The sequence below is a fragment of the Chloracidobacterium sp. genome (assembly GCA_015075585.1).
Taxonomy (GTDB): Bacteria; Acidobacteriota; Blastocatellia; order Pyrinomonadales; family Pyrinomonadaceae; genus OLB17.
In genome coordinates, this window is the sequence record JABTUB010000001.1 from 326,723 (window position 1) to 342,965 (window position 16,243).

The window sequence follows — 16,243 nt, forward strand, 5'->3', positions numbered from 1 at the left end:
TTTTTCGGGCAGGAAGATGAAAGAAGTAGCGACCGATATCGTAAACCCCGAGGCACTCAACTCGACCATCGAATTCCTAACTGCGATGGTCACTCCAGCATTGCTCATTTCCGCGACAGGCTCGCTTGTGCTCTCGACATCGACACGCCTCGGCCGAGTCGTCGATCGCGTTCGCCAGTTGGAAGAGCGGCTGTCGGATCTGATCTATCGCGACAACAAGGACGAGATACCGCTTTACGATAAACGCGTCGAGGTCATCGTCGATCTGCTCGACAAGGTTACGAGCCGCTCGCGCATACTTCAGCGGGCGATGGCAACATTCTATTACGGCCTTGGTTTCTTTGTGTTGACAAGCGTGGTGATCGCGGTCGCAGCGTTCTTTAACTCATACCGCTGGGTGCCGATACCGGTCGGCATTATCGGCATTATGTTCATCTTTTGGGGCAGTATGCTAATGCTGCGCGAGACGAGCATGGCAACCGCGACGGTCAATGCTGAGATGGATTTCACATGGGAGCTTGCACGCGAGGTCGCCCCCAAGTCGGTCGCGGTCAAGTACAAGTCGAAGGGCAAGAACAAGGGAATGAGGCCCGCGAAGATCAATGACCGCCGGATACCTGAAGCTCCTAGCGGAGAATGAACTCAAGTGCCGAGTGGCGGCTCTCGAGGATCTTTTGCGCTCCTGCACTGTCTGTCCGAAGGATTGCGGCAACGACCGTTTGAAAGACCAGATCGCGGCGTGTTATTCCGGCCGTTTGCCGATCGTTTCGAGCTACACGGCCCACTTCGGCGAGGAGCCTGTTTTGAGCGGGACGCGAGGCACGGGAAACATCTTCTTCGGCAACTGCAATCTCCGGTGCGTTTATTGTCAAAATTATCAGATATCGCAAACCTGGAAAGTGCAGCGTAAGAATGAGGTTACGCATGAGCGCCTCGCCGAGATGATGCTCGAACTTCAGGCGCACGGCTGCCACAACATCGGCTTCGTTTCGCCGACGCATTTCGCTCCGCAGATGGCGCGTGCCGTGATGATCGCGGCTGAGCGCGGGCTTCGGCTACCGATCATTTATAACACTAATGCTTACGATTCGGTCGAGGTGCTGCGACTGCTCGAGGGCATCGTTGACATATACTTGCCCGATCTGAAATATGCCGATCCAGACGCCGGTTTTCAGTACTCAAAGGTGCGTAATTATGCGCGATACGCCCGCACGGCAATAAAAGAAATGCACCGCCAAATGGGTAGCGAACTCGTCTTCGACGAAGAAGGCATCCTGCGGCACGGCCTTCTAATTCGCCTCCTCGTTCTGCCGAACGATATTGCGGGGCTTGCCGAGAATCTGCGTTGGATCCGCGATGAACTCGGCCCGAAAACCGCTATATCACTGATGGCACAGTACTATCCAACCAACAAAGCAGCCTCTGATCCGCGTTACATTTTGCTCTCGCGTCGCATCAGCGAAGGCGAATGGTTCGAGGCCGTTTCCTTGCTCGACGAGATCGGTATGGAAGAAGGCTTTATGCAGGAATACGAGTCCGCCTCGCATTACTACCGCCCGGATTTCACCGACAAGGAAAAGCCGTTCAAGGATATAAGGGATTTTGAATAAAGGTCATGACCATCATGGCATAGCACGAATGAAACAAGGTGATAGAGCACCGGATTTTACGCTAAAGGATGGCGACGGGAACGATTGGACGCTGAGCGATCGTCGCGGACGGACGGTTGTGCTGCTTTTCTATCCGGGCGACGATACGCCCGTGTGCACACGGCAGCTTTGCTCAGTGCGTGATAACTGGCAGGCGTACGAAGCGACGGGGGCAGAGGTCATCGGCATTTCGACCGACAGCACGGCGTCGCACGACGCATTTACTGCGAAATATTCGCTCCCGCTAACGCTGCTGTCGGATCCGAATGCAGATGTTTCCCGCGTGTACGGAATGAAAAGCTGGCTGCCGGGCCGCTCGGCACGAGGCGTTGTTGTGATCGACCGCACCAGCCGCATCGCCTATCACAAAGTGCAGCCGCTGAGCCTCTTTCGGCCCAGCGATGCAGACGTCATCGAGGCGATAAAATGTGCGGACGCGGGCGGTTCGTGGTAGCATCGAACTATGGCTCTTTTTAGTAATAAGTTCGTTTGCAAGCGTTGCGGTAACAAGGGCGAACAGCTCAAGGCGGCGCCGGTGCCGAATGAGATCGGCCGGCGTATAGTTGACGAGATATGCACGGGATGCTGGCAGGCGTGGCTGCAAAAGCAGACACAGTTGATCAACCACTTCGGGATCGACGTAATGGATCCGAAGGCTCAACAATTCCTTTTCGACAATTTGAAGGGCTTTCTGTTCGATGAGGGCGCGCCCGGCGTTCCGCTAACACAGATCGATACTTCCAAGAAGGGGAATATCAGTTGGTAGCAATGATGCAGCCGACGGCCGAAATGCAGTTTGTCGGGTGAAACGGCCGTGTTATGGATCTGCTGAGCGAAGACCTCGACATAGCAAAGGTCACGGCCGCACAATTCGACACGCTTCTTGCAAATGGCTGGCGTCATTTCGGGACGCGCTTCTACCGCTATAATTGGCAGGTGTATGAGCGGAGGCTCGTTCGCGTTATGGCGTTGCGAATACGGCTCAGTTCGTTCCGCCAAAAGCGCAGCCAGCGGCGTGTACTCACACGCAATGCCGACCTTGAGGTCTCGATCACACCGCCGGTCATCGATGCCGAGGTCGAGACTCTTTTTCATCGCCATAAGCTGCGCTTCAAGGAGCATATTCCCGAAAGCATCTTCGAGTTCATCGCCCCGAACGAGGCCGCTTCGCCGACAACGCTGCGGCTCATAACCGCTCGCGATCTCGAAGGGCGTCTCGTCGGAGCAAGTTTCTTCGATCTCGGCGAAGTGAGCCTGTCGGCCATTTACAGTTGTTTTGATCCGGAACAGACACGCCGCAGCCTCGGTATCTTTCTGGTACTCAAAGGCATCGAGTATGCGATCGAGAGCGATAAGCTCTTCTACTATCACGGGTACGCATTCGATGTACCGTCCTTTTACGACTATAAAAAACGCTTTACCGGCGTCGAAAGATTCAACTGGAACGGCTCCTGGGAGCCGCTCCAAGCGTATCCGCGCTAAGCAAACAGGATCGCGTGCTATTCGGCCGACGCTGTTGTTATCTTCATCGAGAAGCGGGTGAGTTCGCGTTTATAGAACTTGTACTCGGCGATATAGCGAAAGGCCGCTGTGCTGTCCGGCACTTTTATATCGTCGAATTGAAATCGCAGCAGATCGACCTTGCCTGTTGTTGTGTGTTCGAGGGGCCGGCCTTTTTTCTTCAAGATATCGTTCGGGCCGATACTGTTTGTCCGCGTGAGGTTCGGGATGCCGACAAGCAGCGAGACGGCCATATCGCGGCCCGATTGATGATTGCCTACAAAGACATTCGATTCGGTAAGGAAGCGGCCGAATTTCTCGGCGACAAAGTGCCTGTTCCGATAATCATCGCCTACCTCGTAAACCTCGAGTGCGGTTATAAAATACGGCTCATCGAGTGAGGCGGAAGTGAGCTTCAGCACGCTTGTTGCCCGCGAATTATAGAAATAATATGTGCAGGTCCCTTCGTCGGTGCGCGGCTGGTAGCCGTCAAGGAACTTCTTTGCCGACTCGCGGTCGCCGAGCTTGACGCCCGCGACGGACATATCGGGCACACCCGCAGTTGCTTGGGCTGATAGGGTACCTGCAATGCTCAAAGAAAACAGTAGCGAAACGATAAAATAAGAAAAGGAAATTCTCATTCTGGCCTCCCTGTCCGAGGATCCAACGCAGGCGGCAACGAAGGCCGCCCCGATATGTATAACAAATTTTAACAGATATTAACAGTGTCGAGCAATGATTATTTCAGTTCGGCCTTTGTCCATTTGAGATCGCTGTTCAGATCGCGGAAATGATCGAGCATCGGCAGAAAAGCCGTCGTCGTCTCGCTGACATTGCTCATAACGGTGCGTTTGCCGGCAGTGTGCGTCGCGGTGATCGACGTGTTGCCGGCGGTCAAGCTCATTCCGTCACGCCATTCCCTGAACGCCTCATTATCGGCGATCTTTTTTGCAAGCTCGGCAAATCGATCGGGCGTGAGGCTTGCCGTCGAACGTGTCTCCTCGACAAGATCTTTACGTTTTTCGGCCTTGTTCCAACGGCGAATGGTAACGACCCGTTCGGCGCTTCCGTCGCGGTTAACCGTCATCATGTAATCGCAAGGCGATTCGCTGCTCATGAAGCCGTCATCATTGCCGAAGTACTCGTTATAGGTCTTCGCGCACTTGTCACCCTTTGGGAAAAAGCCTCGGTACACGGTCACGAGTTTCAGCTCGGAGATATTATCGGCAGCGATCGGCGCGGCCCCTGGCTCGCCCGGCGGCGTTCGCTCGTGCTGCGGGGGCGCTTCCCGATCACCGCCGTTGATATTTGGCGCCGTTCTATCGGTATAAGCACCGCACGCGTCGGCGATAACGACAACACCCGCGGCTGCGATCAGCATTGTTATAAGTACGTTTCGTCCGCTCATTGAAAGGTGATTCACGCGGTCGCGGATCGTCAGAAGCTCAGCACAAGCTCGCCGCCTTTCGCATCCGCGGAGACGCTGCCGCCATCCGTTAGTCTGCCGAAGAGGATCTCATGCGCGAGCGGCTGTTTGACCTTTTCGTGGATGAGGCGAGCCATAGGCCTCGCGCCGTAACGTGCATCGAAGCCGTTCTCGGCGAGCCACTCGCGGGCGCCGTCGGTCAGCGTTATATTGACGCGCTTTTCGGCAAGCTGTGCGTTCAGCTCGCGTATGAACTTATCGACGACGAGTTTGATGACTTCGGTATCGAGCGGTTTGAACGCGACCCACGCATCGAGCCGGTTGCGGAATTCCGGCGTGAAGGTACGCTCGATCGCACCTTTCGCGCTTCCCTTTGTCTCGGTCGAATTCCTAAAGCCGACGCCGCCAGATGAAAGTTCACGCGCGCCGGCATTCGTCGTCATGATCAAGATAACGTTGCGGAAATCGGCTTTCTTGCCGTTATTGTCGGTAAGCGTGGCTGAGTCCATCACTTGGAGCAGCAGGTTGAAAAGATTCGGATGAGCCTTTTCGATCTCGTCGAGGACAAGGACGGCGTGCGGTGTACGCATTATCGCCTCGGTCAGCAGCCCGCCTTGGTCAAAGCCGACGTATCCCGGCGGAGCACCGATCAGCCTTGAGACCGTGTGCGGTTCGGCATATTCGCTCATATCAAAGCGAATGAACTCGATTCCGAGTATCTCAGCAAGCTGTTTTGAAACTTCTGTCTTACCGACGCCGGTCGGGCCTGAGAAAAGGAATGAGCCGACGGGTTTCGTTTCATGCCCGATGCCCGCGCGTGAGATCTGTATCGCGTCAACGATCGCATCAATGGCCTCATCCTGGCCGTAGATGATCTTCTTGATGTCCGCGCGAAGCGTTTTGAGTCGTACCTTCTCATCGGCAACCACCGATCTCGGCGGTATCTTTGCCATTCGGGCGATGGTCCGCTCTACCATTGCCACGGAAACGCGTTTCGGACGCCGTGCTGCGGGCATCAGTTTTACCGAAGCGCCGACCTCGTCGATAACGTCGATAGCTTTGTCAGGCAAAAAGCGGTCGTTTATGTACTTTCCGGCAAGTTCGGCAGCCGTGTGCAGGGCATCGGACGTATATTTAACTCCGTGATGCTCTTCGTAGAATCCCTTGAGGCCCTTTAGGATCTCGACGGTTTCTTCGACGGAAGGTTCGTTGATGTCGATCCGCTGAAAACGCCGCGCCAATGCTCGGTCGCGGTCGAATGCTGCCTTGTACTCGGCATGCGTGGTCGAACCGATACAGCGGAGCTCGCCCGCGGCAAGGGCGGGCTTCAAAATATTCGACGCATCCATCGAGCCGCCTGAGACCGAGCCTGCTCCGACGATGGTGTGTATCTCGTCAATGAACAGGATCGCATTTTCGTGCTCCTTCAGCTCATTTATTATCGCCTTGAAACGCTGCTCAAAATCGCCGCGAAACCGCGTGCCAGCAAGGACCGCGCCCATGTCCAAAGCAAAGACCTCGGCGTCGCGGAGCACATCCGGCACATCGCCCGTGCTGATCTTCAATGCAAGGCCCTCAGCAAGGGCCGTCTTGCCTACGCCCGGCTCGCCGACATAGAGCGGATTGTTCTTTTTTCGGCGGCAAAGCACCTGCACGGTACGTTCGATCTCCGCCTCGCGTCCGACAAGCGGATCGATCTCGCCGGCTTTTGCCCTCGCTACAAGTTCAACGGTAAAGCTCTCGAGCGGTCGCCGCGAAGGCGCCGGTGCGGGGCCGTCGTCGGCATAATCCTCGGCGCTCTCGAACGGATAATGCTCGTCATTCATTATCCGCTTTGAGATGCCGTGCGATATGTAATTAAGTACGTCGAGCCGCGTAATTCCTTGCTGTAAAAGCATATAGACCGCGTACGACTGGCCGTTCTGATAGAGCGAGACGAGGATATTGCCGCCGTCAACCGACTTTTGGCCGCTGCTTTCGGCCTGGAGCACCGCGTGCGAGATCGTCGATTGAAAAGTGCTCGTCAGCTCGGGCAGCGTGGTTTCGTCAAAAAGATTTTTTTCAAGGACGTTCTCAAAATAATCGTCAAGCGAGCGCTTGAGCTTTCCGATGTCCGCCCCGCACTCCAGGAGGATCTCGCTCGCCGTATTGTCGAACAAGAGGACGTACAGAAGGTGCTCGATCGTAACGAACTCATGGCTGTGCTTGACCGCAGCATCGACCGCGGCACTGATCGTTTCTTCTACATCACGCGTCAACATCTGAGAAATTCCAAAATTAGTTTACCCGATTTTGCGAGGAAATGCCGACTAAATGATCCGCACGCCCTGCCGGCCGACTTGCGAGGTGTAAATGTCGAACTCGATATCCGTAGTCTTATAAACATCACGCATCGCACCCGCAACTTCGTTCGCGGTCTCTGCGGCATCGCACAGCATAAAGACCGAAGGGCCGGAACCTGAGATGCCGCCGCCCATCGCTCCCGCCTCGAGACCGGCGGCCTTAAGCTCGGCGAATTTCGGTATCAGGCGCTGGCGTACCGGCTCGATAACAACGTCCTCCATCGATCGTGCTATCAGGTCAAGGTCGCCGCTCATCAGGCCGGCGACGAACGCGCCGAGGTTACTCCAATTCCGCACGGCATCCGCAAGCGGCACTTCACGCGGCAGTATTGCACGGGCGTCGCTGGTCTTGATCTCGATCTGCGGATGGATGACGCATGCCCAAAGAGCAGGGAATTCAAGCTCGACGACGTCCAGCGGGTCGGCAGAGCGTACAAGGGTGAAGCCTCCGTAGGTACACGGTGCCGCGTTGTCGGCGTGCCGCGAACCGGATGCAAGCAACTCGCCTTCCATTGCGAACTTTACAAGCTCGGCTTTGACGAAACGCCTGTCGATCAGTTCATTTGCCGCAGCGACCGCTCCGCACGAGCTTGCCGAACTCGAACCGATGCCGCTGCCGGGCCTTATTCCCTTGCGTATCGCGATCTCGAAGCCATGCTCGACGCCGGCCTCGTCAGCAAGAGCCTGAACCGCAACGCCCGCAACATTCTTTGCCGGATCGGTCGGCAGGGCGCTGTCGTCCAGATTTACTATTGTGATGCCGCGTTCGCTTACCTTTCTGACCGTGATCTCATCGAACGGCTCTTCCAACGCAAATCCCAAGCAGTCAAAGCCGCATACGACATTTGAGACTGTTGCCGGCGATCTGACCGTGATCTGTTCCATATTTCGCAAAGATCGGGTCAGCGTTATATCATTGATGATTTCCGAGAGACTGTCTCGAGCGGAAGAACGCACCCTGAATGTACTACTTTAGCACAAACCGCACATCTGTTGATGTTAGCTTCCGTAAAGCTGTCATAAACGGCCAGCCGGACGACCGCGGGCTGTATTTCCCGTCGGAGATCCCGCACATCGGTGCCGAGTGGTTCGCCCGCATCGGTACGATCTCTGCTGCTCAGGTCGCTTTTGACGTGATCCGCCCTTATGTCGGCGGCGAGATCGCTGATGAAAAGCTTTTTGAGATATGTCGCGAGACGCTTGAAATGGACATTCCGCTGGTGCCGCTCACGGAACGGATTTCATCCCTCGAATTGTTCCACGGGCCGACGCTTGCGTTCAAAGATGTGGGCGCGCGTTTTATGAGCCGCTGCCTCGGTGCGTTTGCAGCGGACGAAGGGCAGAAAACGCTTGTGATCGTGGCCACATCGGGCGATACCGGAGGTGCTGTTGCGGCGGGTTTTTACGGAATTGAAGGCGTTGAGGTCGTAATTCTCTATCCGAAAGGCAAGGTAAGCCGCGTTCAAGAGCTTCAGCTTACAACCTTTGGCGGAAATGTAACTACATTAGAATTACAGGGCTCCTTCGATGACTGCCAGAAGATCGCTAAACAGATCCTTTCAGACGGCGAGATGAGGTCGAAGGCACGCCTTACCTCGGCGAACTCGATAAATGTGGCACGTTGGCTCCCGCAGCAGTTCTATTATTTCCTGGCCGTAAAGCAGTGGCACGGCAGCGAACCGCCGGTGATATCAGTCCCGAGCGGCAATTTCGGTAATCTTGCCGCGGGCGTCCTTGCCCACGCCTCAGGGCTTCCGATCAAGCATTTTATTGCCGCATGCAACGTGAACGATGTCGTACCGCGATTTCTGATCGACGGTGTTTACAGCCCCCGCACGACGATCCCGACGTTATCTAACGCCATGGACGTTGGCGACCCTAGCAATTTTGTACGTATAAGCGAGATATTCGGCGGCGATCTGGAGCGAATACGGGCGGCGATCACGGCATATTCGGTCACCGATGCCGAAATTGTCGATACTATCCGGAATGTGTACTTACAGAGTAATTACATCTTAGATCCGCATGGGGCGGTCGCGTATCGTTCATTGGCAAATTATTTGGACGGTAAGCTGAATGAAGGCGGAATATTTCTGGAAACCGCCCATCCGGTCAAGTTCGACGCGGTTGCTAACACCCTTGGCAACGGCGGAGCCACTCCCGCGAGTGTTGCGGAGCTTGAAAACAAATCGCGGCACAGCATCGAAGTGCCCAATGACGTTGACGCTGTCCGCGATATCATTCTGACAAGATCATGAGAGTACTAAAGTTCGGCGGCTCCTCTGTCGCAAATGCGGCAAACATCCGCAAGGTGATAAACATTGTCCGCAAGGCGGCGGCACAAGGCCCGTGTGGGGTCGTGGTCTCGGCTCTGCAAGGGACGACCGATGATCTGATACGTGCCGGACAGTGTGCAGAACGAGGCGACGACGGCTATATTGAATTGATCAGCAACATCGCGGAACGCCACTATCTTGTGATCCGCGAACTTTTCGGCGAAGACTCGCTGCCTGTCGTACAGGACCTTGTCGAGACGGCGGTCGAGGAGCTGGAGCGCCTTTGTGAAGGCATTCGGCTTGTTCATGAACTGTCGCCGCGGACCCTCGACCGCGTTCTTAGTTTTGGTGAGATCGTTTCGTCCCGCATCCTTTCAGAGCGGCTGGCGGATGAGAAGATAGAGAATATTTGGGCAGACAGCCGCGAACTGATCAAGACCGATTCGACATTCGGCAACGCGACCGTCGATCGCAAACGGACGGAGCACCTGATCCGCGAGCACTTTGCCGAACTTGGCGGTACTCTTCGTGTGATGCCGGGCTTTATCGCGTCTGACGCCGGCGGCAGTACGACGACGCTTGGCCGCGGCGGCTCTGATTATACGGCGGCTATGGTCGCAGCGGCGACCAATGCACACATACTTGAGATCTGGACGGATGTTTCCGGGATGATGACCGCCGACCCGCGTTTCGTCAAGAATGTTCACGAGATCTCGCACCTTACATACCGCGAGGCGATGGAGCTTTCACACTTTGGTGCAAAGGTGATCTATCCGCCGACGATCCAGCCCGTAATGGCAAAGGGAATTCCGATCGCGGTCAAGAATACATTCGCGCCTGACGAGCACGGCACGCTCATCGAATCAGAAAGTTCAGCGGCGACGGAGATGATACGCGGCATATCGAGCATTGACCGCGTTGCGGTTCTCAGCCTCGAAGGCAGCGGCATGGTCGGCATTCCGGGCTTTTCGCGAAGGCTCTTTGACACGCTTTGGCGTGCGAACATCAACGTCATTCTGATCACGCAGAGTTCATCTGAGCATTCAATATGCGTTGCCGTCGAGGACAAATTCACCGAGGTCGCCCGAGCCGCCGTAGATACGGAGTTCGCGTACGAGATCAGTATAGGCAAGCTCGACCCGCTGAGGGCGGACATCGGCTTTTCGATCCTCGCACTCGTCGGCGACCGAATGAAGGAGCACACAGGTGTTTCGGGCCGTATGTTCACTACGCTCGGCCAGAACGGCATAAACATCCATGCGATCGCACAAGGTTCGAGCGAACGCAACATATCGGCGATCATCTCATCGAAGAACGTCCGCAAGGCCGTCAACACGCTGCACGAGGAATTCTTCTCGGACGGCAACAAGCAGGTCAATGTCTTTATCGCGGGTGCGGGCACGGTCGGCAGCCGACTGATAGATCAGATGGGGCGGCAGCATCAGCACCTGATCGACGAGCTGCGTTTGAATGTGCGTGTGCTCGGCATTGCGAACAGCAGGCGTTCGCTTTTCTCGGATGATGCGCTCGACCTTTCGACGGCGGTACGAGACCTCGCCGATGGTCAGCCGATGACGATAGATGAGTTCACGGATGCGATGATCGAGGCCAATAAGCGCAACGCCGTTTTTGTCGATGTAACGGCAAGCGCGGATGTCGTCGCGGCCTATCCCAAGCTACTGAAGAAGAGCATCTCGATAATCGCATGCAACAAGATCGCGGCGTCCTCAGAGTACGCACGTTACGCCGAGCTTCGTGCTTTGGCACGCGAATACGGGGCGAATTTCTTTTTTGAGACGAACGTCGGCGCGGGCCTTCCGGTGATAAACACGCTCGGAGACCTTATGCGAAGCGGCGACCGCATCGACCGGATCGAGGCAGTGCTCTCAGGCACGCTGAATTTTGTTTTCAACCATTACGACGGTACGCGGAGCTTTGCGGAGGTCGTACGGCAGGCGCAGGACGAGGGTTATACCGAGCCTGATCCGCGGCTCGACCTCAGCGGCACGGATGTCGCCCGCAAGATCCTCATACTCGCACGCGAGAGCGGCTACGAACTCGAAATGGAGGATATCGAGAACAGCAGCTTTCTGCCGGGATCGTGTCTCGAAGGCAGTGTTGATGACTTCTATCGCGAGCTTGAGCGGCACGAGGCTCATTTCCGCGGCCTCTTTGACGCGGCGGGCGAACGCGGCGAACGGCTCAAATACATCGCAGCCTTTGACGGAGGAAAGGCATCGGTGGGCCTTCAGTCGATCGGGCCGAAGCATAACTTTGCCAACCTTTCGGGCAAGGACAATGCCGTGCTCTTCTATACAAAACGTTACGCCGACCAGCCGCTTGTGATAAAAGGTGCGGGCGCAGGTGCCGACGTGACCGCCGCGGGCGTCTTTGCCGACATCATCAGAGCCTCCCGATAGATATCCGACGAAAGGCCCGCGCAAAACATTGCGTGAAAGCGAATTTACGAGCAACGGTCCTTAAGTCGCAGCCTTGTGCCGGTCATTCCATTGCGGAATTCACTGATATCCGAGCTCAGACCCGCATCAGATGAAGGCGAAATCGAACTGGGCCTGATGAATATGCTTGTCTGATGTCAGATCGACGCTGCCGAGATATGCTTCGATCTCGTCAAGCACCTCACGTTCGTCGCCGCGAAATGCCGCAGCGACCTCAGGATGCACCCGCAGCGTCGTGTGGCGAATGTCATCAACCGACCGCGAGAGCCTACGCGCCTCCGCGAGTATCTCGTAGCACACCGTAATTGGCGATTTGATCCAACCCGAACCCTCACAGTAGCTGCACGGTGCGCACATCGTCCGCTCAAGCGACTGCTTGACGCGCTTGCGCGTCATAATGATAAGCCCGAAATCATTGAAGGACAGCACCTTTGTCGGCGAACGGTCTGATGCGAGAGCCTCCTGCAGCGCCTGCGAGACCTTGTGCCGATTGCGGCGGTCCTCCATATCGATCAGATCGAGCACGATGATGCCGCCAAGGTCGCGAAGGCGTATTTGCCGTGCGATCTCCTCGACCGCTTCGAGGTTGGTCTTGACGATCGTATCCTCAAGACGCGCGTTGCCCTTGCCTACGAACTTGCCTGTGTTCACGTCGATCGCAACGAGAGCCTCGGTCTGGTTAATGACCAGATAGCCGCCGGACTTGAGCCAAACGCGCGGCTTTAACGCCTTGTCTATCTCTTCCTGAACGCCGTAATACTCGAGTATCGGCTGCTCGCGGGTGTAGAGCTTTATGCGGTTGACCATTCGCGGCTGGATCATGTTGATGAACTCGACCGTGCGTTGATATTCCTCGTCGCTGTCAACACGGATGGCCGTAAAGTCATCCGCAAGCTGATCGCGAAGGATCCGCTGAACGAGATCGAGGTCTTTGTGCACAAGCGACGGCGCCTTCTTCCTCTCGGCCCCCTTCTTTGAGTCGGCCCACATACGCACAAGGTAACGTGCGTCGTTTCGCAGATCTTCTTCGCCGACACCTATGCCTGCCGTGCGGACGATGAAGCCGCCAGTTGATACTTCAGGATCCTGGCTGATCCGCTGGATCATTCCGCGCAGACGGTTGCGCTCGTTGGCAGACTCGATCTTGCGTGAGACGCCGAGGTGGTCGATCGTCGGCATATAAACAAGGTAGCGGCCCGGCAATGCGATGTGTGATGTGATGCGGGCACCCTTTTTGGCGATCGGTTCCTTGGCGATCTGGACAAGTATCTCTTGGCCTTCACGCAGAAGGTCGCCGATCAACGGCTGCGGCCGTCGCTCACCGCGGTTGTCGCCGCGATTGTCGGTGCGGCCATCGCCGGTCTGTTTGTCGCGGCCCTTGCCTTTGCGGCTGCGGTCCTGATGCTTCTTGCCGTTGGTATCCGCTTTTGTTTCAACCACGGGTTCCGTGTTCGGTTCGGCATCTGTTTGCAATTGGATGACAGGCTCATGAGCATCAAGCTCAGACGCGTTCTCTTCAGCTTCGGCTATCACCTCATCAAGCTCAATTGCGAGTTCTGCGTCCGCCTTCGATTTGACACGGCGGCGTCCGCGTCCGCCGCGTCGTACTGACATTTCAGCCGTATCGGCAGGCTCTTTCACCGAGGCCTCCGCATCCTCGAGCGGCTCATCAACCTTCGCCTTCTTGGCCTTCGGCTTTGCGAATTTACCCTTCGCAGCAGCACGCTTTCCCGCGGGCTTCTTTTTCGGCGCCGGCTTCGTCTCAACTCCCTCAGCTTCTGTTTCAGCAGCAGCGGCCTTTTTGGTTCGCGTACGCTTTTTTGGGACAGCGGCCGATTCCTCATCATCGGCGATCCGCTCGAATGATGCGTCCGCAGCAGCGTCCTTTATGATCGAACCGACCTCCGCCTCGGCAGTGCCTTCGATCTCAAAGGAACCGACGGTTACCTTCTCGAACTGCGGCTCGGCATGTTCGCTCGGGGCGGCTGCCTCATCATCCGCGATGCGCTCAAAGCCGGAATGGTCAAAATCTATCTCGATCGGTTCGAGGTCTTCGATCGGTTCAGCGGACGGCTCGGACTGTTCGTAGTGTTCTTCTTGCGTATCGGAGCTTGATGCATCGGCAGTGTCCGTCGCAAGCGGTTCGGCACGCTCCTGAGCAGAATCCATCTGCTTTTCAAGCTCGATGCGGTCGCGCTCGACCTGATCGGTAGCCTCGCGTTTTGCTTGCTCGGCAGACGTCTTTTTGTTCTTATTCGCGACAATGCGTTCGATCTCTTCCTCTTCATCAAAGAAATCAGACACATAAAGGAACGCATCGCGTTCGAGGCCGATATCGACAAAAGCCGACTGCATTCCGGGCAGGACGCGCATCACGCGTCCCTTGTAAACATTGCCGACGACGCCGGCATTTTCTTCGCCGCGCTCGATGTAGAACTCGGTAACGCGGCCGTTGGTGAGAATTGCGATCTTCTTTTCGCGTCCGTTGACGCTGACGATCATCTCTTTGGACATATAAGGATAGTTTCCCCTTTCAATTATTTAGGATCGGGAAAGGAAGTCGTCGGGTGTGAATAGCGTAGGGAAACAGCTAAGATCGAGAAATGTTCGGCAAAATGACCCGTTGTACCGGCCCCGCGCGCAAATGCACTTCGAGCGGAGAACGTATGTTAAAGGCCGAAAACGCCGGGATCAGTTTCAAAACGCGACGCAAAAGGCGTCCGTGTATTCGGGGAGCATCCGTTTCCTTAAAAAAGGAAAAGTGCTCAAACCCTTGAAGATCTCTTTCAAAACCTACTCATTCCGAGTAAAAACCTTTCGTGTCCGCGAACGGCAACAACTTAACGTACTGCCGCTGCATCCGGACAAATAAAGTATTTCACAAGAGCAAATCGTTGTAAATACAAAAAGTTGCGATTTACGTTTGAGAGGCCGGCTGAAATGCGTATCAGACGGCCTCTTTGTGGTTGTGTGAGTGTTTGTTTTGTTCGTATCAACGCACGAAGATGCTTGGGACAGGGATGTCGCCCGTTGAGCCGAACTGTTTGATCAGAAGGCCGGCGGTCGAGCGTTTCACATACCAAGTGCTGCCGGTCGGACGGAACACGGCTGCGTCTGCCTTGCCGTCGCCGTCATAGTCGCCCGGCGAAGGCACATCGCCCATCGTCCCGAACTGATCCGCGTAATATGTCAGATTTTCGCTCCGAAGGATGTACCACGTTCCCCCTGATGTCCAGAATGCAACATCCGCCTTGCCGTCTCCCGTGTAGTCGGCAGGCACTGCCTTGTCCGTCGAAGAGCCGAACTGCGTTGCGAACACGCTGTTGTCGGAACTCTTCAGTATCCACCATTCGGCACCGTTAGCACCGTTGGGGCGGAATACGGCAATGTCAGCCTTGCCGTCGCCGTCATAGTCCGCTGCGACGGGTTTGTCGCCTGCCGCTCCGAAGCCTGTGATCGTAGTGCCGCCCGTTGTGTTGTTTATGTACCAAGTGGAGTTCGACGGACGGAACACTGCTGTGTCGGCCTTGCCGTCGGCATCGTAATCCGCAGGCACGGGCACATCGCCGCTTGCTCCGAACGGCGTTGCATAGTACGTCATATCCTCACTGCGGAGAACGTACCAATAGCCTGTCGAAGGCCTCCAAAACGCCACATCAGCCTTGCCGTCGCCCGTGTAATCAGCCGCAACGACACTGTCTGTCGCCGCACCGAACTGTGTGGCGAACACACCGTCATTCGAACTCTTCGATATCCACCACTCCGAGCCGTTCACTCCATTCGGCCGATAGATCCCGATATCCGTCTTCCCGTCACCGTCAAAGTCGAATGGTATTTCGAGCGGAAGGATGGTCGCACTTGTGTCATAGATCTGATCGCCGTTAGGCCCCGTGCCGTTGTTTGCCTGATTGCCTGATGCATAAAGCTTTATCGAGCCGACATTTGATGCCGGAGCCGTCCAATCGACTTGCCATGTCGCTCCGCCGGTTTGACCCGCAAAAGTACCCTGCGATGTATGCTCGGAATATTGGCGTCCGTTCTCGGTGATGATCTGCGTGTTGGCAGAAAGATTTGTAAAGCTGCCCGCATTGTTCGTGCCCGCAAGGGCCAACAGCTCATAACCCCAGCGTTTTCGCGTAGTGTCAGGCGATTGATGCTGCACGGTCACGTGATACGTGCGGCCGGGAAAATATTTGGCGGGAGCGATGATCGCAAATGTTCCGCCCGTGTGGGGATCAGTACTGTGGCACGCCGCGCAGTTCGATTCGTCAGGTGCGCTCGAAAAGCCCGCGGGCGGCCCTGCCGAGAGCATACTTGCTTTCGGCGCATCGAATAAAAGCCCGGCCAATCCCAGCATCGCAACTCCTGCGATGACGGCGATCTTCACCTTTTTCGTTATCATCAGTTTCCTCCAAATTTGGCATATATGTTACCAGAAAGCGCCTGTACAGCTCAAAAAACGAAAAATGTTTATAAAACGGGCAGTTTCATTAGAAAAGTAGGCTAAAAAAAGTGTATCATTTCAGGTTAGACATTTTGGGCGGCGGCGTCTTTGTTTATGGTTTTTCCCGACCCGGCCGGAAGCGATGAT

13 protein-coding genes are annotated in these 16,243 nt (G+C 55.8%); 7 read left to right on the forward strand and 6 right to left on the reverse strand.

Translation table 11 applies throughout. The features are described from left to right. Positions 1–16 precede the first annotated feature (16 nt). The 5 genes from HS105_01470 to HS105_01490 are packed head-to-tail and all read left to right on the forward strand — an operon-like array spanning position 17 to position 3,131. The gene (locus tag HS105_01470) at positions 17–640 is read left to right on the forward strand and encodes a DUF2721 domain-containing protein (GenBank protein MBE7515273.1); all 624 of its coding nucleotides are present in this window, start codon (positions 17–19) and stop codon (positions 638–640) included. Beyond that, positions 603–1,610, forward strand: coding sequence for a radical SAM protein (locus HS105_01475; protein MBE7515274.1), 1,008 nt, complete (start codon positions 603–605; stop codon positions 1,608–1,610). Before HS105_01470 ends, HS105_01475 begins: the two co-directional genes overlap by 38 nt. Before the next feature lie 28 nt (positions 1,611–1,638). Next, positions 1,639–2,103, forward strand: coding sequence for a peroxiredoxin (locus HS105_01480; protein ID MBE7515275.1), 465 nt, complete (start codon positions 1,639–1,641; stop codon positions 2,101–2,103). 9 nt (positions 2,104–2,112) lie between these two features. Next, positions 2,113–2,415, forward strand: a complete 303-nt coding sequence (locus tag HS105_01485; protein ID MBE7515276.1) for an oxidative damage protection protein — start codon at positions 2,113–2,115, stop codon at positions 2,413–2,415. A gap of 53 nt (positions 2,416–2,468) precedes the next feature. Beyond that, complete coding sequence (locus tag HS105_01490; protein ID MBE7515277.1) at positions 2,469–3,131, forward strand: GNAT family N-acetyltransferase; 663 nt, start codon at positions 2,469–2,471, stop codon at positions 3,129–3,131. 17 nt (positions 3,132–3,148) lie between these two features. On the opposite strand, the gene HS105_01495 is transcribed toward HS105_01490, so the two are convergent. The 4 genes from HS105_01495 to HS105_01510 all read right to left on the reverse strand — a co-directional run bounded on the left by HS105_01495 (position 3,149) and on the right by HS105_01510 (position 7,802). Then, positions 3,149–3,745 carry a hypothetical protein gene (locus HS105_01495; GenBank protein ID MBE7515278.1) on the reverse strand — a complete coding sequence of 199 codons (597 nt, stop codon included), beginning with the start codon at positions 3,743–3,745 and terminating at the stop codon, positions 3,149–3,151. Between the two features lie 143 nt (positions 3,746–3,888). Further along, on the reverse strand, positions 3,889–4,557 hold the full coding sequence (locus HS105_01500; protein ID MBE7515279.1) for a hypothetical protein: 669 nt from the start codon (positions 4,555–4,557) through the stop codon (positions 3,889–3,891). A 29-nt stretch (positions 4,558–4,586) separates the two neighbouring features. Then, positions 4,587–6,836 (reverse strand): ATP-dependent Clp protease ATP-binding subunit ClpA, encoded by a 2,250-nt coding sequence (clpA, locus tag HS105_01505; GenBank protein ID MBE7515280.1) that lies wholly within the window; start codon positions 6,834–6,836, stop codon positions 4,587–4,589. Positions 6,837–6,884: 48 nt separating this feature from the next. Further along, on the reverse strand, positions 6,885–7,802 hold the full coding sequence (locus HS105_01510; protein MBE7515281.1) for a homoserine kinase: 918 nt from the start codon (positions 7,800–7,802) through the stop codon (positions 6,885–6,887). Positions 7,803–7,879: 77 nt separating this feature from the next. Between HS105_01510 and thrC the strand changes: the two genes are divergently transcribed. Beyond that, on the forward strand, positions 7,880–9,175 hold the full coding sequence (gene thrC, locus HS105_01515) for a threonine synthase (GenBank protein MBE7515282.1): 1,296 nt from the start codon (positions 7,880–7,882) through the stop codon (positions 9,173–9,175). Continuing rightward, the gene (gene thrA / locus HS105_01520; GenBank protein ID MBE7515283.1) at positions 9,172–11,613 is read left to right on the forward strand and encodes a bifunctional aspartate kinase/homoserine dehydrogenase I; all 2,442 of its coding nucleotides are present in this window, start codon (positions 9,172–9,174) and stop codon (positions 11,611–11,613) included. Before thrC ends, thrA begins: the two co-directional genes overlap by 4 nt. 126 nt (positions 11,614–11,739) lie before the next feature. Here the strand turns inward: thrA and HS105_01525 are convergent, their stop codons facing one another. Together HS105_01525 and HS105_01530 are read right to left on the reverse strand one after the other, a co-directional pair. Beyond that, the gene (locus HS105_01525; GenBank protein MBE7515284.1) at positions 11,740–14,166 is read right to left on the reverse strand and encodes an Rne/Rng family ribonuclease; all 2,427 of its coding nucleotides are present in this window, start codon (positions 14,164–14,166) and stop codon (positions 11,740–11,742) included. Positions 14,167–14,644: 478 nt separating this feature from the next. After that, entirely contained in the window at positions 14,645–16,054 is a 1,410-nt protein-coding gene (locus tag HS105_01530; protein ID MBE7515285.1) for a VCBS repeat-containing protein, read from the reverse strand. Positions 16,055–16,243: the final 189 nt, after the last annotated feature.

Coding starts and splice junctions, on each gene's coding strand:
- HS105_01470 (MBE7515273.1), top strand. CDS start 17: ATGAAAGAAGTAGCGACCGATATCGTAAACCCCGAGGCACTCAACTCG.
- HS105_01475 (MBE7515274.1), top strand. CDS start 603: ATGACCGCCGGATACCTGAAGCTCCTAGCGGAGAATGAACTCAAGTGC.
- HS105_01480 (MBE7515275.1), top strand. CDS start 1,639: ATGAAACAAGGTGATAGAGCACCGGATTTTACGCTAAAGGATGGCGAC.
- HS105_01485 (MBE7515276.1), top strand. CDS start 2,113: ATGGCTCTTTTTAGTAATAAGTTCGTTTGCAAGCGTTGCGGTAACAAG.
- HS105_01490 (MBE7515277.1), top strand. CDS start 2,469: ATGGATCTGCTGAGCGAAGACCTCGACATAGCAAAGGTCACGGCCGCA.
- HS105_01500 (MBE7515279.1), bottom strand. CDS start 4,557: ATGAGCGGACGAAACGTACTTATAACAATGCTGATCGCAGCCGCGGGT.
- clpA (MBE7515280.1), bottom strand. CDS start 6,836: ATGTTGACGCGTGATGTAGAAGAAACGATCAGTGCCGCGGTCGATGCT.
- HS105_01510 (MBE7515281.1), bottom strand. CDS start 7,802: ATGGAACAGATCACGGTCAGATCGCCGGCAACAGTCTCAAATGTCGTA.
- thrC (MBE7515282.1), top strand. CDS start 7,880: ATGTACTACTTTAGCACAAACCGCACATCTGTTGATGTTAGCTTCCGT.
- thrA (MBE7515283.1), top strand. CDS start 9,172: ATGAGAGTACTAAAGTTCGGCGGCTCCTCTGTCGCAAATGCGGCAAAC.
- HS105_01525 (MBE7515284.1), bottom strand. CDS start 14,166: ATGTCCAAAGAGATGATCGTCAGCGTCAACGGACGCGAAAAGAAGATC.
- HS105_01530 (MBE7515285.1), bottom strand. CDS start 16,054: ATGATAACGAAAAAGGTGAAGATCGCCGTCATCGCAGGAGTTGCGATG.